Raw genomic sequence first — 17023 nt, 5'->3', positions numbered from 1 at the left:
CACCGCCCTGATCCTGCCCCTCGCCGCCATGGTCGGCCTCGCCACCCCCGCCGAAGCGGCCACCTCGGCCACGGCCACGTACACCAAGACGCAGGACTGGGGCACCGGATTCGGCGCCAGCTGGACCGTCAAGAACACCGGCACCACCACCATCAACTCCTGGACCGTCGAGTGGGACTACCCCGCCGGCACCTCCGTGACCTCCGCCTGGGACGCCACCGTCACCAGCTCCGGCACCCACTGGACCGCCAAGAACGTCGGCTGGAACGGGACCCTCGCCCCCGGCGCCTCCGTCTCCTTCGGCTACAACGGCGCGGGCCCCGGCGCCCCCAGCGGCTGCAAGATCAACGGCGCTGCCTGTGACGGCACCAGCCAGCCCGGCGACAACGCCCCCTCCGCCCCCGGCACCCCCGTCGCCTCCAACATCACCGACACCTCGGTGAAGCTCACCTGGACCGCGGCCACCGACGACAAGGGCATCAAGAACTACGACGTCAAGCGCGACGGCGCCACCGTCGCCACGGTCACCGGCCTCACCTACACCAACACGGGCCTCACCGCCGGCACCGACTACACCTACACGGTCGTCGCCCGCGACACCATCGACCAGACCGGCCCCGACTCCGGCTCGGTCCCCGTCCACACCACCGGTGGCGGCGGCGGCCAGCCGCTCCCCAACGCGGTGAAGATGGGCTACTTCACCAACTGGGGCGTCTACGGACGCAACTACCACGTGAAGAACATCGTGACCTCGGGCTCCGCGTCCAAGATCACCCACATCAACTACGCCTTCGGCAACGTCCAGGGCGGCAAGTGCACCATCGGTGACGCCTACGCCGACTACGACAAGGCCTACACCGCCGACCAGTCCGTCGACGGCGTCGCCGACACCTGGGACCAGCCGCTGCGCGGCAACTTCAACCAGCTGCGCAAGCTGAAGAAGGCCTACCCGAACATCAAGATCCTGTGGTCCTTCGGCGGCTGGACCTGGTCCGGCGGCTTCGGCCAGGCCGTGCAGAACCCGGCGGCCTTCGCGCAGTCCTGCTACGACCTGATCGAGGACCCGCGCTGGGCCGACGTCTTCGACGGCATCGACCTGGACTGGGAGTACCCCAACGCCTGCGGTCTCTCCTGTGACACCAGCGGCGCCGCGTCCTTCAAGAACATGATGCAGGCCATGCGCGCCAAGTTCGGTGCCAACTACCTGGTCACCGCGGCCGTCACGGCCGACGCCTCCAGCGGCGGCAAGATCGACGCCGCCGACTACGCCGGCGCCGCGCAGTACATGAACTGGTTCAACGTCATGACGTACGACTTCTTCGGCGCCTGGGCGGCGCAGGGCCCCACCGCCCCGCACTCCCCGCTCACCTCGTACGCCGGCATCCCGCAGGCGGGCTTCAACTCCGCCGAGGCGATCGCCAAGTTCAAGGCGAAGGGCGTCCCCGCCAGCAAGCTGCTGCTCGGCATCGGCTTCTACGGGCGCGGCTGGACCGGCGTGACCCAGGCCGCCCCCGGCGGCACGGCGACCGGCCCGGCCCCGGGCACCTACGAGCAGGGCATCGAGGACTACAAGGTCCTCAAGACCTCCTGCCCGGCCACCGGCACCGTCGCGGGCACGGCGTACGCCAAGTGCGGCAGCAACTGGTGGAGCTACGACACCCCCGCCACGGTCACGTCCAAGATGAGCTGGGCGAAGAACCAGGGCCTGGGCGGAGCGTTCTTCTGGGAGTTCAGCGGTGACACCGGCAACGGCGAGCTTGTCGGCGCCATCAACACCGGTCTGAACTAACCCCCCACGGGGTCATGAAGAAGCGGGGGCCGGCGCAGCACGCCGACCCCCGCTTCTTCACATGGACGTCTCAGGCCACATTGACCCTCTGGCCGGGAGGCGCCGCCTCCAGCCAGGCCATGAAACCCGTCCGGGCGTCCTCGCTCATCGCGAGCTCCAGACGGACGCCCTCGTACATACAGGGCTGGATCACCATCTCGGAGAGCAGCGCGAGCTCTTCCTCGCCCTCCGGCATCCGGCGCTCCAGGGCCACGATGGACGAGCGCTCCAGGACACGGCGCGGGCGGGGCGCGTACGAGAAGACCCGGAACCAGGCGATCTCGTCACCGCTGTAACGGGCGACGCCGTACACCCAGCCCTTGCCGCTCGGATCCGGCTCGTCCGGGACGTTCCAGTGCAGCGAGCAGTCGAAGGTGCCGCCGGCACGCTGGATCAGCCTCCGGCGCAAGCCGAAGACGAAGAGCCCGATCACCACCAGTGCGACGACCAGGCCGCACACGAGCAGAGCGAGGAACATCTTCACCGACCTCCTCGCTGCGTCCCGTAGCCGGCACCGCCGGCAGAACCGAATACAACCTGCATCTGCATCGCCTCAGCCGCGGCACGGTCTGGAAAATTCCAGCCGTGCCGCGGCTGAGGGCACTACTCTGCGCGGACCGTCAGCGGACCGCTACCGCGCGCAGCCGGACATCGGCGCGCCGCTCGGCGGCCGCGTCGGAATCCGACTTCGCACGCTCCAGCGCGCGCTCGGCGCGCTGGGCGTCGATCTCGTCCGCCAGCTCGCAGATCTCCGCGAGCAGAGACAGCTTGTCGTCGGCGAACGAGATGAATCCACCGTGGACGGCGGCGATGACAGTCGCGCCCTCACTGGTACGGATGGTCACCGGGCCCGACTCCAGCACACCGAGCAGCGGCTGGTGGCCGGGCATGACGCCGATGTCGCCGGAGGTGGTACGCGCGATGACCAGGGTGGCCTCGCCGGACCAGACACTCCGGTCCGCGGCGACCAGCTCGACGTGCAGCTCAGCAGCCAAGGGTGGCTCCTCGGGTCACCACCCGGCGGTCGTGCCGGGTGTTGGGGTCAATTCTAATGGGCGTGGTGAGGGGGGCGGGACCAGATCCCGCCCCCCTCGGGAGAGCACGGGGCTCAGGAGACGCCGAGCTCCTTGGCGTTGGCCTTGAGGTCCTCAATGCCACCGCACATGAAGAACGCCTGCTCGGGGAAGTGGTCGTACTCACCGTCGCAGATCGCGTTGAACGCGGCGATCGACTCGTCGAGCGGAACGTCCGAACCGTCCACACCGGTGAACTGCTTCGCCGCGTGGGTGTTCTGGGACAGGAAGCGCTCGACACGGCGGGCGCGGTGGACAACGAGCTTGTCCTCCTCGCTCAGCTCGTCGATACCGAGGATCGCGATGATGTCCTGGAGGTCCTTGTACTTCTGCAGGATTCCCTTGACGCGCGTGGCGGCGTCGTAGTGGTCCTGCGCGATGTAGCGCGGGTCCAGGATCCGGGACGTGGAGTCCAGCGGGTCCACGGCCGGGTAGATGCCCTTCTCGGAGATCGGACGGGAGAGAACCGTCGTCGCGTCGAGGTGGGCGAAGGTGGTGGCCGGAGCCGGGTCGGTCAGGTCGTCCGCGGGGACGTAGATCGCCTGCATCGAGGTGATCGAGTGACCACGGGTCGAGGTGATGCGCTCCTGGAGGAGACCCATCTCGTCGGCCAGGTTCGGCTGGTAACCCACCGCGGAGGGCATACGGCCGAGCAGGGTCGACACCTCGGAACCGGCCTGGGTGAAGCGGAAGATGTTGTCGATGAAGAACAGCACGTCCTGCTTCTGCACATCGCGGAAGTACTCCGCCATGGTCAGACCGGCGAGGGCCACGCGGAGACGGGTGCCCGGGGGCTCGTCCATCTGGCCGAAGACCAGCGCGGTCTTGTCCAGAACGCCGGCCTCCTCCATCTCCACCATGAGGTCGTTGCCCTCACGGGTACGCTCACCGACGCCCGCGAAGACCGACACGCCGTCGTGCAGCTTGGCCACACGGACGATCATTTCCTGGATCAGAACGGTCTTGCCGACACCGGCACCACCGAACAGACCGATCTTTCCACCCTTGACGTACGGGGTGAGAAGGTCGACGACCTTGAGGCCGGTCTCGAACATCTCGGTCTTGGACTCGAGCTGGTCGAAGTCAGGGGCCTTGCGGTGGATCGTCCAGCGCGGCGCGTCGGCCACGGTGGACTCGTCGGCGTTCAGCACCTGACCGAGCGTGTTGAACACACGGCCCTTGGTGACGTCGCCGACCGGGACGGTGATGCCCGTACCCGTGTCGGTCACCGGGGCCTGGCGGACCAGACCGTCGGTGGGCTGCATGGAGATGGCGCGGACGACGCCGTCCCCGAGGTGCTGGGCGACCTCGAGGGTCAGCGTCTTGGTCGCGCCCTCCTCGGTCGGGTCCATGACCTCGACGTGCAGCGCGTTGTAGATCGCCGGCATCGCGTCGACGGGGAACTCCACGTCGACGACCGGGCCGATGACCCGGGCGACGCGGCCCGTGGCGGCGGCCGTCTCAACAGTGGTCGTCATTACTTGTCACTCCCCGCGGTCGCGTCGGCCAGGGCTGCGGTGCCACCGACGATCTCGCTGATTTCCTGGGTGATTTCGGCCTGGCGGGCCGCGTTGGCAAGTCGGGAGAGGTTGTTGATCAAGTCTCCCGCGTTGTCGGTCGCCGACTTCATCGCGCGTCGCGTGGCGGCGTGCTTGGAAGCAGCCGACTGGAGCAGCGCGTTGTAGATCCGGCTCTCGACGTACCGCGGCAGCAGGGCGTCGAGGACGTCCTCCGCCGACGGCTCGAAGTCGTACAGCGGACGAAGCGTGTCCGAGTCGCCCGCCTCCTTCGCCACCTCGTCGAGGCTGAGGGGCAGCAGCCGGGCCTCGACCGCGGTCTGCGTCATCATCGAGACGAACTCGGTGTAGACGATGTGGAGCTCGTCCACACCACCCTCCGCCGTGTCCTTCTCGATCGCCTCGATCAGCGGAGCCGCGATCGTCTTGGCGTCGCCGTACGAAGGCTGGTCCGTGAACCCGGTCCACGAGCCGGCCAGCTTCCGCTCACGGAAGTTGTAGTGCGCGATGCCACGACGGCCCACCACGTAGATGGTGACCTCGCGACCCTCGCCCTCCAGCTTCGCCGTCAGCTTCTCCGCCGCCTTGATGGCGTTGGAGTTGAAGGCACCGGCCAGACCACGGTCGCTCGCAAGGAGCAGGACCGCGGCACGGATCGGGTTCTCCGCCTCGGTGGTCAGCGGGTGCTTGTCGTTCGCACCCGTGGCCACCGCCGTGACCGCGCGCGTCAGCTCGGTCGCGTACGGAGTCGACGCCTGCACCTTGCGCTGCGCCTTGACGACACGCGAGGCGGCGATCATCTCCATCGCCTTGGTGATCTTCTTCGTCGCGGTGACGGATTTGATGCGACGCTTGTAGACCCGGAGCTGCGCTCCCATGAGTCAGGTCCCTTCCGTCGTCACTTCGAGACGTTGACGGCGGCAGGAGCGTCCTCGCCCAGCAGCTTGCCGTCAGAGGTCTCGAACTGCTTCTTGAACTCCGCGATGGCGTCGCCCACGGCCTGCAGGGTGTCGTCGGACATCTTGCCGCCCTCACAGATGGAGGTCATGAGGCCCGAGTGGCTCTGGCGCAGGTACGCCAGGAGCTCGGCCTCGAAGCGGCGGATGTCGGCGACCGGGACGTCGTCCATCTTGCCGGTGGTACCGGCCCAGACGGAGACGACCTGGTTCTCGGTGGGCATCGGCTGGTACTGAGCCTGCTTGAGCAGCTCGACCATGCGCTGTCCACGCTCCAGCTGCGCCTTGGAGGCGGCGTCCAGGTCGGAACCGAAGGCGGCGAACGCCTCCAGCTCACGGAACTGGGCCAGGTCCACACGGAGGCGACCGGAGATCTGCTTCATCGCCTTGTGCTGGGCGGAGCCACCGACACGCGAGACCGAGATACCGACGTTCAGGGCCGGACGCTGGCCGGCGTTGAACAGGTCGGACTCCAGGAAGCACTGGCCGTCGGTGATGGAGATGACGTTGGTCGGGATGAACGCCGACACGTCGTTCGCCTTGGTCTCGACGATCGGGAGACCGGTCATCGAACCGGCACCCAGCTCGTCCGAGAGCTTCGCGCAGCGCTCGAGCAGACGCGAGTGCAGGTAGAAGACGTCACCCGGGTAGGCCTCACGGCCCGGCGGGCGGCGCAGCAGCAGCGACACGGCGCGGTAGGCGTCGGCCTGCTTCGACAGGTCGTCGAAGACGATCAGGACGTGCTTGCCCTGGTACATCCAGTGCTGACCGATGGCGGAGCCGGTGTACGGCGCCAGGTACTTGAAGCCGGCCGGGTCGGACGCCGGGGCGGCGACGATCGTCGTGTACTCGAGCGCGCCGGCCTCTTCCAGGGCGCCACGCACGGAGGCGATGGTCGAGCCCTTCTGACCGACGGCGACGTAGATGCAGCGGACCTGCTTGTTCACGTCGCCCGAGCGCCAGTTGTCGCGCTGGTTGATGATCGTGTCGACACACAGAGCGGTCTTGCCGGTCTGACGGTCACCGATGATCAGCTGACGCTGACCACGGCCGACCGGCGTCATGGCGTCGACGGCCTTGTAGCCGGTCTCCATCGGCTCGTGCACCGACTTACGGGCCATAACGCCCGGGGCCTGCAGCTCGAGGGCGCGGCGGCCCTCGGTCGCGATCTCGCCGAGACCGTCGATCGGGTTGCCGAGCGGGTCGACGACGCGACCCAGGTAACCCTCACCGACACCGACGGAGAGGACCTCGCCGGTGCGCTGCACCGACTGACCCTCCTCGATGCCGCTGAACTCGCCGAGGACGATCGCACCGATCTCGCGCTCTTCGAGGTTCAGCGCGAGACCGAGGGTCCCGTCCTCGAACTTCAGCAGCTCGTTCGCCATGGCCGAGGGAAGACCCTCGACCTTCGCGATACCGTCACCGGCCAGGCTGACCGTGCCGACCTCCTCGCGCGAGGCCGCGTCCGGCTGGTACGACTGGACAAAGTTCTCCAGTGCGTCCCGGATCTCCTCCGGCCGGATCGTGAGCTCCGCCATCTGGGTTCCCTGCTCTCCTTGTTGGGCCCGAAGTTTCTTAAGGGGTCTGGGGGCCGACCCCCAGGAATCTTCTGCAATCTCTGCACGGCCCAACCGGGCCGCTGGTGTAGCTGTGTAGCTGTGATGCCTTGTGCTGGTGACGGTCGTCAGCCGGCCAGGCGGCGGGTCGCCTCGTCGAGACGCTCCGCGATCGAGCCGTTGATGACCTCGTCGCCGACCTGCACCGTGATCCCGCCGAGGACCGAGGGGTCCACGTCCAGGTTCAGGTGCATCTCGCGGCCGTACAGCTTGGCCAGTACGGCTCCGAGGCGCTGCTTCTGCTGGTCCGACAGCGGCACCGCCGTGGTGACGACGGCGACCATCCGGTTCCGGCGCGCCGCGGCGAGCTTGGAGAGGGACTCGAGTCCCGCTTCCAGGCTACGTCCCCGGGGCTGGGTCACCAGACGGACGACCAGACGCTCGGTGGCGGCGTTGGCCTTGCCGCCGAGCAGGCTGCGGAGCAGCGCGCCCTTGGCGGTGGCCGTGGCGGCCTTGTCCGTCAGCGCCGAGCGGAGCTCGGGGCTGGAGGACACGATCCGGCCGAAGCGGAACAGCTCGTCCTCGACGCCGTCGAGGGCGCCCGCCTTCTGCGCCGCGGTGAGGTCGGCGATGTTCGCCAGCTCCTCGGCCGCGTCGACCAGGTCACGCGAACGCGACCAGCGGGAACGCACCATGCCGGACACCAGGTCGACGGTTTCGCCACCCACCTGACCGGCCAGGAGTCGCTGCGCGAGCTCGGCCTTGGCCTCACCCGACTGCGCGGGGTCGGTCAGGACCCGACGCAGCGACACCTCGCGGTCGAGCAGCGTGGTGACGGCGGCCAGCTCGTCCGCGAGCTTCGTCGCGTCGACCGACGTGTTGTCGGTCAGCGCGTCGAGGGACTCACGTCCGGCGGCCAGTGCCTCGCGACTCGCTCCGTTCATCGGACGGCCTCCGCCTTCTCCTCGAGCTCGTCGAGGAAGCGGTCGATCGTCCGGCTCTGGCGGGCGGTGTCCTCAAGGGACTCGCCCACCAGCTTGCCGGCCAGGTCGGTGGCGAGCTTGCCCACGTCCTGACGCAGCGAAGCGGAAGCGGCCTTGCGATCGGCCTCGATCTGCGTGTGGCCGGCCGCGATGATCTCCTCGCGCTGGCGCTGGCCTTCCGCCTTCATCTCCTGGATGATCGCGGTGCCCTGCTCCGTCGCCTCCTGGCGGAGACGCGCGGCCTCGTGGCGGGCCTCGGCGAGCTGGGCCTTGTACTGCTCCAGCACGCTCTGAGCCTCGATCTGGGCCGACTCGGCCTTCTCGATGCCGCCCTCGATGGCCTCGCGGCGCTGCTCCAGAACCTTGTTGATGTTCGGGAGGAGCTTCTTGGCGAGGAAACCGAAGACGATGACGAAGGCGATCAGGCCGATGACGAGCTCGTCGAGATGCGGGATCAGAGGAGGCTGGGGCTCCTCCGCCTGCGCAAGAAGCAGCGCGTTCACATCAGTGCCTTCCGTAAAAAGGTTTGGGCTGTCGGTCCGATTTACTGGTAGACGAAGCCCATGACGATGCCGATGAGGGCAAGCGCCTCACAGAACGCGAAGCCCATGATCTGGTTGGTGCGGATCAGGCCGGCAGCTTCGGGCTGACGGGCGAGAGCCTGCGTACCGTTACCGAAGATGATGCCGACGCCGACGCCGGGGCCGATCGCGGCGAGGCCGTAACCGATCGAGGCGACGTTGCCGACGACGTTGGTCTTGGCGCTACCTTCGCCGGCAGCAAGGTTGATCATGTCGAGAGCAGCGGACATGCCGTTACTTCCTTCTCTTTCAATGACCCGGTGGGGGTTGGCCACCGGACGACTGATGGTTTCGGGGTGGAGCTACGGGCCGGGACGGCTCAGTGGTGCTCGGAGAGGGCGCCCTGGATGTAGCTGCAAGCCAGGAGCACGAAGACGTACGCCTGGACGGCCTGGATGAAGAGCTCGAAGGCGGTCATCACGAGGACCATCACGAACGAGGCGCCGGCGTAGACGAAGCCCAGGCCGTTCATGAGGTACCAGGTGGCCAGCGAGAACATCACGATCAGCAGGTGACCGGCGAACATGTTCGCGAACAGTCGCACCGCGTGCGTGAAGGGCCGGATGAGGAGGTTCGAGAAGAACTCGAGGACGACGACCATCGGGAGGATCGCACCGAGGGACTTGTCGTAGCCGACGATGTTCTTCCAGCCGCCCACGAAGCCGTGCTTCTTGAAAGTGAGCGAGATCCACATGACATACACGATCAGCGCGAGACCGGCCGGGAAGGCGATCAGCGAGGTGACCGGGAACTGGGCGAGCGGAATGATCGACCAGAGGTTCATGATCCAGACGAAGAAGAACAACGACACCATGAAGGGGACGTACTTCTCGCCGTCCTTCTTGCCGATGATCTCGTAGACGATGCCGCGGCGGACGAAGTCGTAACCGGCCTCGCCGACCATCTGCATCTTGCCGGGGATCAGCTTGGGCTTGTTGAAGGCGGCCCAGAAGAACCCGACGACCACGATGGAACCGAGGAGCGCGAGCAGCATCGGCTTCGTGATCTCGATGCCGGCCACCGTGGCGATGGGCTCGTACATGAACGTGTGCAGGCCCGGCGCCGGGAAGCCACATCCACTGAAGATGTGGCAATCCGGGTCGAAGGCAAGCGTCTGGTCAGCACTCACCGCGGGCTCCTTCAGCGTGGCGCATAGGTACGGCAACCTCGTTGTGTCGGCGCGGCACGCAGCCGCGGGTCGGCACTGGACTGGTCTTACGGATAAGGGGGCGGCGGTTCGGCATCGAGCCTCGCGCTGGGACAGGCGTCTCGGATGCCCGCGCCCGCAATGCCGCAGTTGGCACCGGACGATAGCAGGAAGCCGAAGGCGGCTTTATCCCGGCCCTACCCTTCACGACTTCGACCCCGTGTTTCCGGGGTCGATGTACGTGATCTTGGCCTTCATGTAGGCGCGGGCCTGTGCGGCGACCCACACCACGGTCGTCGCGAGCAGCGTGAAAGCGAAGGCCTTGAAGTCGAACAGCGTGGTGTTCTTGAGCAAAGCCAGGAAGATGAAGAGCAACAGCAACTGGGCCGTGTAGAGCATGAGCCCCATGGCCTGGAACAGATGCGGGAGCGACTTCGCCGTCCGCTGCAGGACGAGTTGCCCGATCCCCATGAAGAGGAGCACGACCAGAGTGCCGACCACGGCGCCGAGCGCGCCCTTGCCACCGGCGACCACGCCACTGATGACCGTGGCGATCGCGCCGACGGCTGCGGTGGGTACGGCGGTGTGCAGAAGGATGCGTGCGTCGTTGGACGGCATGGCGGTGTCTCCGCTTGCTGGAGGGGGCGATGGTGTCGTCGAGGACGAGCGTAAGCCCGGTCCGAGGTGGGTCTCGGGGCCAACAGACCGTCGCACTACGGTCTTTCGGCACTGTCGCCGGGTCTCGTGAACGGTATCACAAACTATTTGAATAGGTCTTTACCCATAAGGTGTGCCAACTGTCACACCTGAGAGCTACCCCGCGCGTGTGTGCACGACGAGAAGGCGCCTTGTGTGCTAATGGCCGCGTGTGCGGCTTTCGTCAACTTGGCGTTCCGGCCTTCCGCCTGTCGGTGAAGCGCCCGCGGTTGCCGATGGCGGTGGCGCCGTTGATCCCGGCGGGCACCGGAATCCGCTCCTCCTCGACCACGACCGGGTCGGGAGCGGTCTCCACCACGAGGGCGCGCTTGCGGCGCCGGTAGCGGGGCGGTACGACGGACTCGGCCCAGCGGGGCGCGCGCGGCGTGAAGCGCGGCAGCAGGAGCAGCACCAGGCCGATCGCGCTGAGCGCGACGACGCAGAGGACGATCCACATCGAGGCCGAGTGGACCGAGTACGCCAGCGTCCCGAAGGCGATGAGCGCCGACCAGAAGTACATGATCAGGACCGCGCGGCTGTGCGAGTGCCCGATCTCCAGGAGCCGGTGGTGCAGGTGCCCGCGGTCGGCCGCGAACGGCGACTGGCCCTTCCACGTGCGGCGCACGATCGCCAGGACCAGGTCCGCCATCGGGATCGCGATGATCGACAGCGGCAGCATCAGCGGGATGAAGACCGGCAGTGCGGCGTGCGTGGCCTGACGGGTCGAGCCCTCGAAGATCTTCAGCGCGTCGGGGTCGACCTGGCCGGTGATCGAGATGGCCGAGGCCGCCAGGATCAGACCGATCAGCATCGAGCCGGAGTCGCCCATGAAGATCCGGGCCGGGTGCATGTTGTGCGGCAGGAAGCCCAGGCACATGCCCATGAGGATGACGGTGAAGAGCGTCGCGGGGGCGGCGGCCTCGATCGTGTAGCCGTACCAGAGGCGGTACGCGTACAGGAAGAAGGCGGCGGCGGCGATGCAGACCATGCCGGCGGCGAGACCGTCGAGACCGTCGACGAAGTTGACCGCGTTGATGGTGAGGACGACCAGGGCGACGGTCAGGAGCGTGCCCTGCCACGGGGTCAGCGAGACGACGCCGACACCCGGGATCGGCAGCCACAGGATGGTCAGACCCTGGGCGACCATGACGCCCGCCGAGATCATCTGCGCGCCCAGCTTGATCAGCGCGTCCAGCTCGAACTTGTCGTCGAGGACGCCGATCAGCCAGATCAGGGCGGCACCGGAGAGCAGGGCCCGCGGCTCGTTGGAGAGCTCGAAGACGCTGTTCAGGTTCTGCAGGTGGTCGGCGACGAGCAGTCCCGCGCACAGCCCGAAGAACATGGCGATGCCACCGAGCCGCGGAGTCGGTTCTCGGTGTACGTCTCGCGCACGGATCTCCGGCATCGCCCCGGTCGCGATGGCGAACTTCCGCACCGGACCGGTGAGCAGATAGGTCACCGCGGCCGTGACACAGAGCGTCAGCAGGTAATCACGCACGGGCTGCCCCACAGGAATCGCTGGCCATCTCAGCCCCACACCCTAGCCGTGCCGTCCATGTGCTTGGAGACACCTGTCCCCCCCGAACGGTTGCACAGCGACTTTCCGCGATCTTTCCTCAGCGTCCATACGGGGGAAATCGCCCGGTCAGAGCCCGTACCTCCGCCCGGACCCTCGCCGTCTCCGCGGCGTCGTCACGCAGCGCGGCGGTGAACAGGGCGGCGATCCGCGCCATCTCCGGGGCGCCCATCCCCTGGGTCGTGAGGGCGGCCGTACCGAGCCGGATCCCGCGCCCCTCCCCGTACGGCAGGGCGCAGGTGTCGAGGACCATGCCGGCGGCGGCGAGCCGGGAGCGGGCGGTGCGGCCGTCGACGCCGAGGGGCGCGGGGTCGGCGGTGATGAGATGGGTGTCGGTGCCGCCGGTCGTCAGCGCGAAGCCCTCGGCGGCGAGCGCGGCCGCCATGACGCGGGCGTTCTCGACCACCTGATGGGCGTACGCGGTGAACGCCGGGGTGGACGCCTCGCCGAAGGCCACCGCCTTGGCCGCGATCGTGTGCATCTGGGCGCCGCCCTGGGTGAACGGGAACACCGCGCGGTCGATCCGCCCCGCGAGGTCCGAGCCGCACAGGACCATTCCGCCGCGCGGACCGCGCAGCACCTTGTGGGTGGTCGCGCAGACGACGTCGGCGTACGGGACGGGGCTGGGCGCCGCTCCCCCGGCGACCAGACCGATGGGGTGGGCGGCGTCGGCGATGAGATAGGCGCCGATCTCGTCGGCGATCTCGCGGAAGATCGCGTAGTCGAGGTGCCGGGGGTACGAGATGGAGCCGCACACGATCGCCTTGGGGCGGTGGTGGCGGGCGAGCGCGGCGACCTGTTCGTAGTCGACGAGCCCGGTCTCGGCGTCGACGCCGTACGGCACGAAGTCGAACCAGCGCCCGGAGAAGTTGGCGGGCGAACCGTGGGTGAGGTGCCCACCGTGGTCCAGGCCCATGGCCAGGACCGTGTCACCGGGCCTCAGAAGGGCCGCGTACGCCGCCAGGACGGCCGAGGAGCCCGAGTGTGCCTGGACGTTCGCATGGTCGGCCCCGAAGAGCGCGGTGGCCCGCTCCACGGCGATCCGCTCGGCGGCGTCGGCGTACTCGCAGCCACCGTGGTGACGTGCGCCGGGATACCCCTCGGCGTACTTGTTGGCCAGCGGGGAACCGAGGGCGGCGAGGACCGCGGGCGAGGTGAAGTTCTCGGCGGCGATCAACTGCAGACTGTCGGCCTGCCGGCGCGCCTCGCCGAGCAGCACGTCGGCGATCTCCGGGTCCTGCCGGCGCAGGACGTCGAGAGCCTCATCGGGGGGAGCGGTGACCGACATGTCACCAATGTAGGCACGCACTCCCCCACGCGCCCGGCGAAATCCAAACGCACACCGAGCACACACCCGGCAGACGTCAGTCGCGCCGCCCGGAGGCCACGGCTGCGCGCCCCGGCGGCGTCAGTCGCGCGCCCGTACCCCGGTCAGCGCCGTCACCACCGGATCCAGCGCCTGGTTGATCTCGTCGCCGATCGAGCGGAAGAAGGTGATGGGGGCGCCGTACGGGTCGTTGACCTCGTCCGCGTCCACCGAGGGGGCCAGGAGCCACCCGCGTAGAGCCGCTGCCGCGCGGACCAGGGCACGCGCGCGTTCCACCATGCCCTCGTCGCGGGCGTCCGGGAGCGTGGCCGGGTCGATCGCGCGGACCAGGCGGGTGAACTCCTTCAGGGTGAAGGTGCGCAGACCCGCCGAGTGGCCCATCGAGATGACCTGGGCGCGGTGGTCGCGGGTCGCCGTCAGGACCAGGTCCGCGCGGATGACGTGCTCGTCGAGGAGCTCGCGCCCCACGAAGCCGCTGTAGTCCGCGCCGAAGTCGGCGAGGACGAGTTCCGCGTTGGCCTCCATCGGGGCGCCCTCGTGGCCCCAGGTGCCCGCGCTCTCCACGATCAGGCCGCCGCCGAGAGGGTCGCCGAGGCGGTCGCTCAGGGCATGGCGGGTCAGCCGCTCGGTGATCGGCGAGCGGCAGACGTTGCCGGTGCTGACGTGGAGGATGCGGAAGGTGGTGCTGTCGTCGAACCCCGCTATGCCACGCCCCTCAGGGGCGGTCAATTCGCCACCTCGAGGTCGGGTACGACCTTCCGGAGCTCCTCCGGCGAGAGCGCGCCCTCGCGCAGCAGCACCGGCACCTTGCCCGTGACGTCGACGATGGACGACGGGACGATGCCGGGGGTCGGTCCGCCGTCCAGGTAGACGGAGACGGCGTCGCCGAGCATCTGCTGGGCCGCGTCGCAGTCCTCCGGCGACGGGTGGCCGGTGAGGTTCGCCGAGGAGACGGCCATCGGGCCGACCTCGGTGAGGAGCTCGATCGCGACCGGGTGCAGCGGCATGCGGATGGCGACGGTGCCACGGGTGTCGCCGAGGTCCCACTGGAGGGACGGCTGGTGCTTGGCGACGAGCGTGAGGGCGCCGGGCCAGAAGGCGTCGACGAGCTCCCAGGCCTGCTCGGAGAAGTCCGTGACCAGGCCGTGGAGGGTGTTCGGGGAGCCGATGAGCACGGGCGTGGGCATGTTGCGGCCCCGGCCCTTGGCGGCGAGCAGGTCCGCCACGGCCTCGCTGCTGAAGGCGTCCGCCCCGATCCCGTACACGGTGTCGGTGGGCAGCACGACCAGCTCGCCCCGGCGGACGGCGGACGCGGCCTCGCGCAGACCCGTCACACGGTCGGTCGCCTCGTTGCAGTCGTATCGCCGTGCCATCAGTTCCCGGCCTCCTCGTAAGCGTGGTTCGTCATGGCAGTCGTGCCGGTCATGGCATGGCCTTGCGGGCGGTCGCGAAGCGCGGCCGGTTGTTCAGGTCCGGGTGGTCGGCGGCGTCGGCCCAGCCGGCCTCTTCGTTGAAGATCCACGGCACCTGACCGCCCTGGGTGTCCGCGTGCTCGATGACGACGAGGCCGCCGGGGCGCAGCAGACGGTGGGCGGTGCGCTCGATGCCGCGGATGGTGTCGAGGCCGTCCTCGCCGGAGAAGAGGGCCATCTCCGGGTCGTGGTCGCGGGCCTCGGGTGCCACGTACTCCCACTCGGTGAGCGGGATGTACGGCGGGTTGGAGATGACCAGGTCGACCTGGCCGTCCAGCTCCGGGAGCGCGGTCAGCGCGTTGCCCTGGTGGACGGTGACGCGGGAGCCCTCGGCGTTCTTGCGGGTCCACACGAGGGCGTCGTCGGAGAGCTCGACGGCGTGCACGCGCGAGCGCGGCACCTCCTGGGCCATGGCGAGGGCGATGGCCCCGGAGCCGGTGCAGAGGTCGACGATGAGGGGTTCGACGACGTCCATCGCGCGGACGGCGTCTATGGCCCAGCCGACGACCGACTCGGTCTCCGGCCGGGGCACGAAGACCCCGGGTCCGACCTGGAGCTCCAGGTACCGGAAGAACGCCCGCCCGGTGATGTGCTGGAGCGGTTCGCGGGCCTCGCGGCGGGCGACGGTCTCCCAGTAGCGGGCGTCGAAGTCCGCGTCCTTGACGTTGTGCAGCTCCCCCCGCTTGACGCCGTGCACGAACGCGGCGAGCTCCTCCGCGTCGAAACGCGGTGAGGGAACGCCGGCGTCGGCCAGCCGCTGGGTGGCCTGGGCCACCTCGGCAAGCAGCAGGTTCACGCTGGTCCTCCGTGGTGCGGGGTGGGGCTTACGGAACTTACGCCGCTGCGAGCTTGGCAGCCGAGTCGGCGTCGACGCACGCCTGGATCATCGGGTCCAGTTCGCCGTCGAGTACCTGGTCCAAGTTGTACGCCTTGAAGCCGACGCGGTGGTCCGAGATCCGGTTCTCCGGGAAGTTGTACGTACGGATCTTCTCGGACCGGTCGACGGTGCGGACCTGGCTGCGACGGGCGTCGGCGGCCTTGGACTCGGCCTCCTCCTGCGCGGCGGCGAGCAGCCGGGACCGCAGGATGCGCATGGCCTGCTCCTTGTTCTGGAGCTGGCTCTTCTCGTTCTGGCAGGAGGCGACGATGCCGGTCGGCAGGTGGGTGATGCGGACGGCGGAGTCGGTGGTGTTGACCGACTGGCCGCCGGGGCCCGACGAGCGGTAGACGTCGATGCGCAGGTCGTTGGCGTGGACCTCGACCTCGACCTCCTCGGCCTCGGGCGTGACGAGCACGCCGGCGGCGGAGGTGTGGATGCGGCCGGCGGACTCGGTCGCGGGCACGCGCTGGACGCGGTGCACCCCGCCCTCGTACTTGAGGCGCGCCCAGACGCCCTGGCCGGGCTCGGTGGCGCCGTTGCCGCCCTTGGTCTTCACGGCGACCTGGACGTCCTTGTAGCCGCCCAGCTCGGACTCGGTGGCGTCGATGATCTCGGTCTTCCAGCCGACGCGCTCGGCGTACCGGAGGTACATGCGGAGCAGGTCGCCGGCGAAGAGGGCGGACTCGTCGCCGCCCGCGCCCGCCTTGATCTCCAGGATGACGTCCTTGTCGTCGCTCGGGTCGCGCGGGACGAGGAGCAGACGGAGCTTCTCGGTGAGCCCCTCCCGGTCCTTCTCCAGCTGCTTGACCTCGGCGGCGAAGTCGGGATCGTCGTGCGCCAGCTCGCGGGCGGTCTCGATGTCGTCACCGGTCTGCTTCCAGGCCCGGTAGGTGGCGACGATCGGGGTCAGCTCGGCGTAGCGCTTGTTCAGCTTGCGCGCGTTCGCCTGGTCGGCGTGGACCGAAGGGTCCGCGAGCTTCGTCTCCAGGCCGGCGTGTTCGCCGACCAGTTCCTCGACCGCCTCGAACATCGGGGGCTCCTGGTTTTTTCGTCAGTTGCTACGGGACGGCAAAGCGCCGGTCCCGGCCACCCGCGCGGGGCGACCGTGGACCGGCGCAGGGGCTCGCTACTTGGAGCCGGCGGCCTTGCCGAAGCGGGCCTCGAAGCGGGCGACGCGGCCGCCGGTGTCGAGGATCTTCTGCTTGCCCGTGTAGAACGGGTGGCACTCGGAGCAGACCTCGGCACGGATGGTGCCCTCGGTCAGCGTGCTCCGGGTGGTGAACGACGCGCCACAGGTGCAGCTGACCTGGGTCTCGACGTACTGGGGGTGGATCTCGCGCTTCAAGGTGTCTCCTAGTTTCGGGAGGGCTCCGGGTCGCCGTCGCGGGTTGCGGCAAGCGTGAACCGGGGCCGACGTACCAGTCTGCC

General features: G+C 68.7%; 18 protein-coding genes. 1 reads left to right on the top strand and 17 read right to left on the bottom strand.

The genetic code is table 11. From position 1 onward, the window contains the following. Nucleotides 1–28 precede the first annotated feature (28 nt). Nucleotides 29–1789 carry a glycoside hydrolase family 18 chitinase gene (locus tag OG514_RS20245; RefSeq protein WP_266900903.1) on the top strand — a complete coding sequence of 587 codons (1761 nt, stop codon included), beginning with the start codon at nucleotides 29–31 and terminating at the stop codon, nucleotides 1787–1789. Nucleotides 1790–1859: 70 nt separating this feature from the next. Here OG514_RS20245 and OG514_RS20240 read toward each other — a convergent pair whose 3' ends face one another. From OG514_RS20240 to rpmE, 17 genes are all read right to left on the bottom strand, one after another. Continuing rightward, nucleotides 1860–2306, bottom strand: a complete 447-nt coding sequence (locus OG514_RS20240; RefSeq protein ID WP_266896703.1) for a DUF2550 domain-containing protein — start codon at nucleotides 2304–2306, stop codon at nucleotides 1860–1862. Nucleotides 2307–2448: 142 nt separating this feature from the next. Next, nucleotides 2449–2823 (bottom strand): F0F1 ATP synthase subunit epsilon, encoded by a 375-nt coding sequence (locus tag OG514_RS20235; RefSeq protein WP_266896701.1) that lies wholly within the window; start codon nucleotides 2821–2823, stop codon nucleotides 2449–2451. Between the two features lie 113 nt (nucleotides 2824–2936). Next, nucleotides 2937–4379, bottom strand: coding sequence for a F0F1 ATP synthase subunit beta (gene atpD, locus OG514_RS20230; protein WP_266896699.1), 1443 nt, complete (start codon nucleotides 4377–4379; stop codon nucleotides 2937–2939). Next, entirely contained in the window at nucleotides 4379–5296 is a 918-nt protein-coding gene (locus OG514_RS20225) for a F0F1 ATP synthase subunit gamma (protein ID WP_266896697.1), read from the bottom strand. The genes atpD and OG514_RS20225 overlap by 1 nt, the downstream gene beginning before the upstream one ends. Nucleotides 5297–5316: 20 nt before the next feature. Beyond that, complete coding sequence (gene atpA / locus OG514_RS20220) at nucleotides 5317–6915, bottom strand: F0F1 ATP synthase subunit alpha (RefSeq protein ID WP_266896695.1); 1599 nt, start codon at nucleotides 6913–6915, stop codon at nucleotides 5317–5319. 146 nt (nucleotides 6916–7061) lie between these two features. Next, on the bottom strand, nucleotides 7062–7877 hold the full coding sequence (locus OG514_RS20215; protein ID WP_266896693.1) for a F0F1 ATP synthase subunit delta: 816 nt from the start codon (nucleotides 7875–7877) through the stop codon (nucleotides 7062–7064). Next, nucleotides 7874–8419, bottom strand: a complete 546-nt coding sequence (locus OG514_RS20210) for a F0F1 ATP synthase subunit B (RefSeq protein ID WP_266896691.1) — start codon at nucleotides 8417–8419, stop codon at nucleotides 7874–7876. The genes OG514_RS20215 and OG514_RS20210 overlap by 4 nt, the downstream gene beginning before the upstream one ends. A gap of 41 nt (nucleotides 8420–8460) precedes the next feature. Beyond that, a complete protein-coding gene (atpE, locus tag OG514_RS20205; protein WP_266896688.1) occupies nucleotides 8461–8727 on the bottom strand; it encodes an ATP synthase F0 subunit C in 267 nt (88 codons plus the stop codon). 89 nt (nucleotides 8728–8816) lie between these two features. Next, nucleotides 8817–9626, bottom strand: coding sequence for a F0F1 ATP synthase subunit A (atpB, locus tag OG514_RS20200; RefSeq protein WP_266896686.1), 810 nt, complete (start codon nucleotides 9624–9626; stop codon nucleotides 8817–8819). Nucleotides 9627–9848: 222 nt separating this feature from the next. Next, nucleotides 9849–10262: a hypothetical protein gene (locus tag OG514_RS20195; RefSeq protein WP_266896684.1), complete on the bottom strand. Its 414-nt coding sequence runs from the start codon at nucleotides 10260–10262 to the stop codon at nucleotides 9849–9851. Nucleotides 10263–10524: 262 nt separating this feature from the next. Further along, entirely contained in the window at nucleotides 10525–11838 is a 1314-nt protein-coding gene (locus OG514_RS20190; protein WP_266896682.1) for an MraY family glycosyltransferase, read from the bottom strand. Between the two features lie 118 nt (nucleotides 11839–11956). Beyond that, complete coding sequence (glyA, locus tag OG514_RS20185) at nucleotides 11957–13204, bottom strand: serine hydroxymethyltransferase (RefSeq protein ID WP_266896680.1); 1248 nt, start codon at nucleotides 13202–13204, stop codon at nucleotides 11957–11959. A 120-nt stretch (nucleotides 13205–13324) separates the two neighbouring features. Then, complete coding sequence (locus OG514_RS20180; protein WP_073912426.1) at nucleotides 13325–13972, bottom strand: protein-tyrosine-phosphatase; 648 nt, start codon at nucleotides 13970–13972, stop codon at nucleotides 13325–13327. Next, nucleotides 13969–14616: an L-threonylcarbamoyladenylate synthase gene (locus OG514_RS20175; protein ID WP_266896677.1), complete on the bottom strand. Its 648-nt coding sequence runs from the start codon at nucleotides 14614–14616 to the stop codon at nucleotides 13969–13971. Before OG514_RS20175 ends, OG514_RS20180 begins: the two co-directional genes overlap by 4 nt. A gap of 49 nt (nucleotides 14617–14665) precedes the next feature. Then, on the bottom strand, nucleotides 14666–15511 hold the full coding sequence (gene prmC, locus OG514_RS20170) for a peptide chain release factor N(5)-glutamine methyltransferase (protein ID WP_266896675.1): 846 nt from the start codon (nucleotides 15509–15511) through the stop codon (nucleotides 14666–14668). 37 nt (nucleotides 15512–15548) lie between these two features. Further along, complete coding sequence (gene prfA, locus OG514_RS20165; protein WP_266896674.1) at nucleotides 15549–16625, bottom strand: peptide chain release factor 1; 1077 nt, start codon at nucleotides 16623–16625, stop codon at nucleotides 15549–15551. A 96-nt stretch (nucleotides 16626–16721) separates the two neighbouring features. Continuing rightward, nucleotides 16722–16940 carry a 50S ribosomal protein L31 gene (gene rpmE, locus OG514_RS20160; RefSeq protein ID WP_266896673.1) on the bottom strand — a complete coding sequence of 73 codons (219 nt, stop codon included), beginning with the start codon at nucleotides 16938–16940 and terminating at the stop codon, nucleotides 16722–16724. Nucleotides 16941–17023: the final 83 nt, after the last annotated feature.

Origin of the sequence: Streptomyces sp. NBC_00572 (assembly GCF_026341815.1) — a bacterium.
In the GTDB taxonomy this organism is placed as follows: Bacteria; Actinomycetota; Actinomycetes; order Streptomycetales; family Streptomycetaceae; genus Streptomyces.
Note: the sequence above shows the minus strand (reverse complement) of the source record. Positions and strands in the feature narration are given on the sequence as shown.

Bases quoted from the DNA above. Each gene is read 5' to 3' on its own strand.
- OG514_RS20245 (WP_266900903.1), top strand. From the start codon at position 29: ATGGTCGGCCTCGCCACCCCCGCCGAAGCGGCCACCTCGGCCACGGCC.
- OG514_RS20240 (WP_266896703.1), bottom strand. From the start codon at position 2,306: ATGTTCCTCGCTCTGCTCGTGTGCGGCCTGGTCGTCGCACTGGTGGTG.
- atpD (WP_266896699.1), bottom strand. From the start codon at position 4,379: ATGACGACCACTGTTGAGACGGCCGCCGCCACGGGCCGCGTCGCCCGG.
- OG514_RS20225 (WP_266896697.1), bottom strand. From the start codon at position 5,296: ATGGGAGCGCAGCTCCGGGTCTACAAGCGTCGCATCAAATCCGTCACC.
- atpA (WP_266896695.1), bottom strand. From the start codon at position 6,915: ATGGCGGAGCTCACGATCCGGCCGGAGGAGATCCGGGACGCACTGGAG.
- OG514_RS20215 (WP_266896693.1), bottom strand. From the start codon at position 7,877: ATGAACGGAGCGAGTCGCGAGGCACTGGCCGCCGGACGTGAGTCCCTC.
- atpE (WP_266896688.1), bottom strand. From the start codon at position 8,727: ATGTCCGCTGCTCTCGACATGATCAACCTTGCTGCCGGCGAAGGTAGC.
- OG514_RS20195 (WP_266896684.1), bottom strand. From the start codon at position 10,262: ATGCCGTCCAACGACGCACGCATCCTTCTGCACACCGCCGTACCCACC.
- glyA (WP_266896680.1), bottom strand. From the start codon at position 13,204: ATGTCGGTCACCGCTCCCCCCGATGAGGCTCTCGACGTCCTGCGCCGG.
- OG514_RS20175 (WP_266896677.1), bottom strand. From the start codon at position 14,616: ATGGCACGGCGATACGACTGCAACGAGGCGACCGACCGTGTGACGGGT.
- prfA (WP_266896674.1), bottom strand. From the start codon at position 16,625: ATGTTCGAGGCGGTCGAGGAACTGGTCGGCGAACACGCCGGCCTGGAG.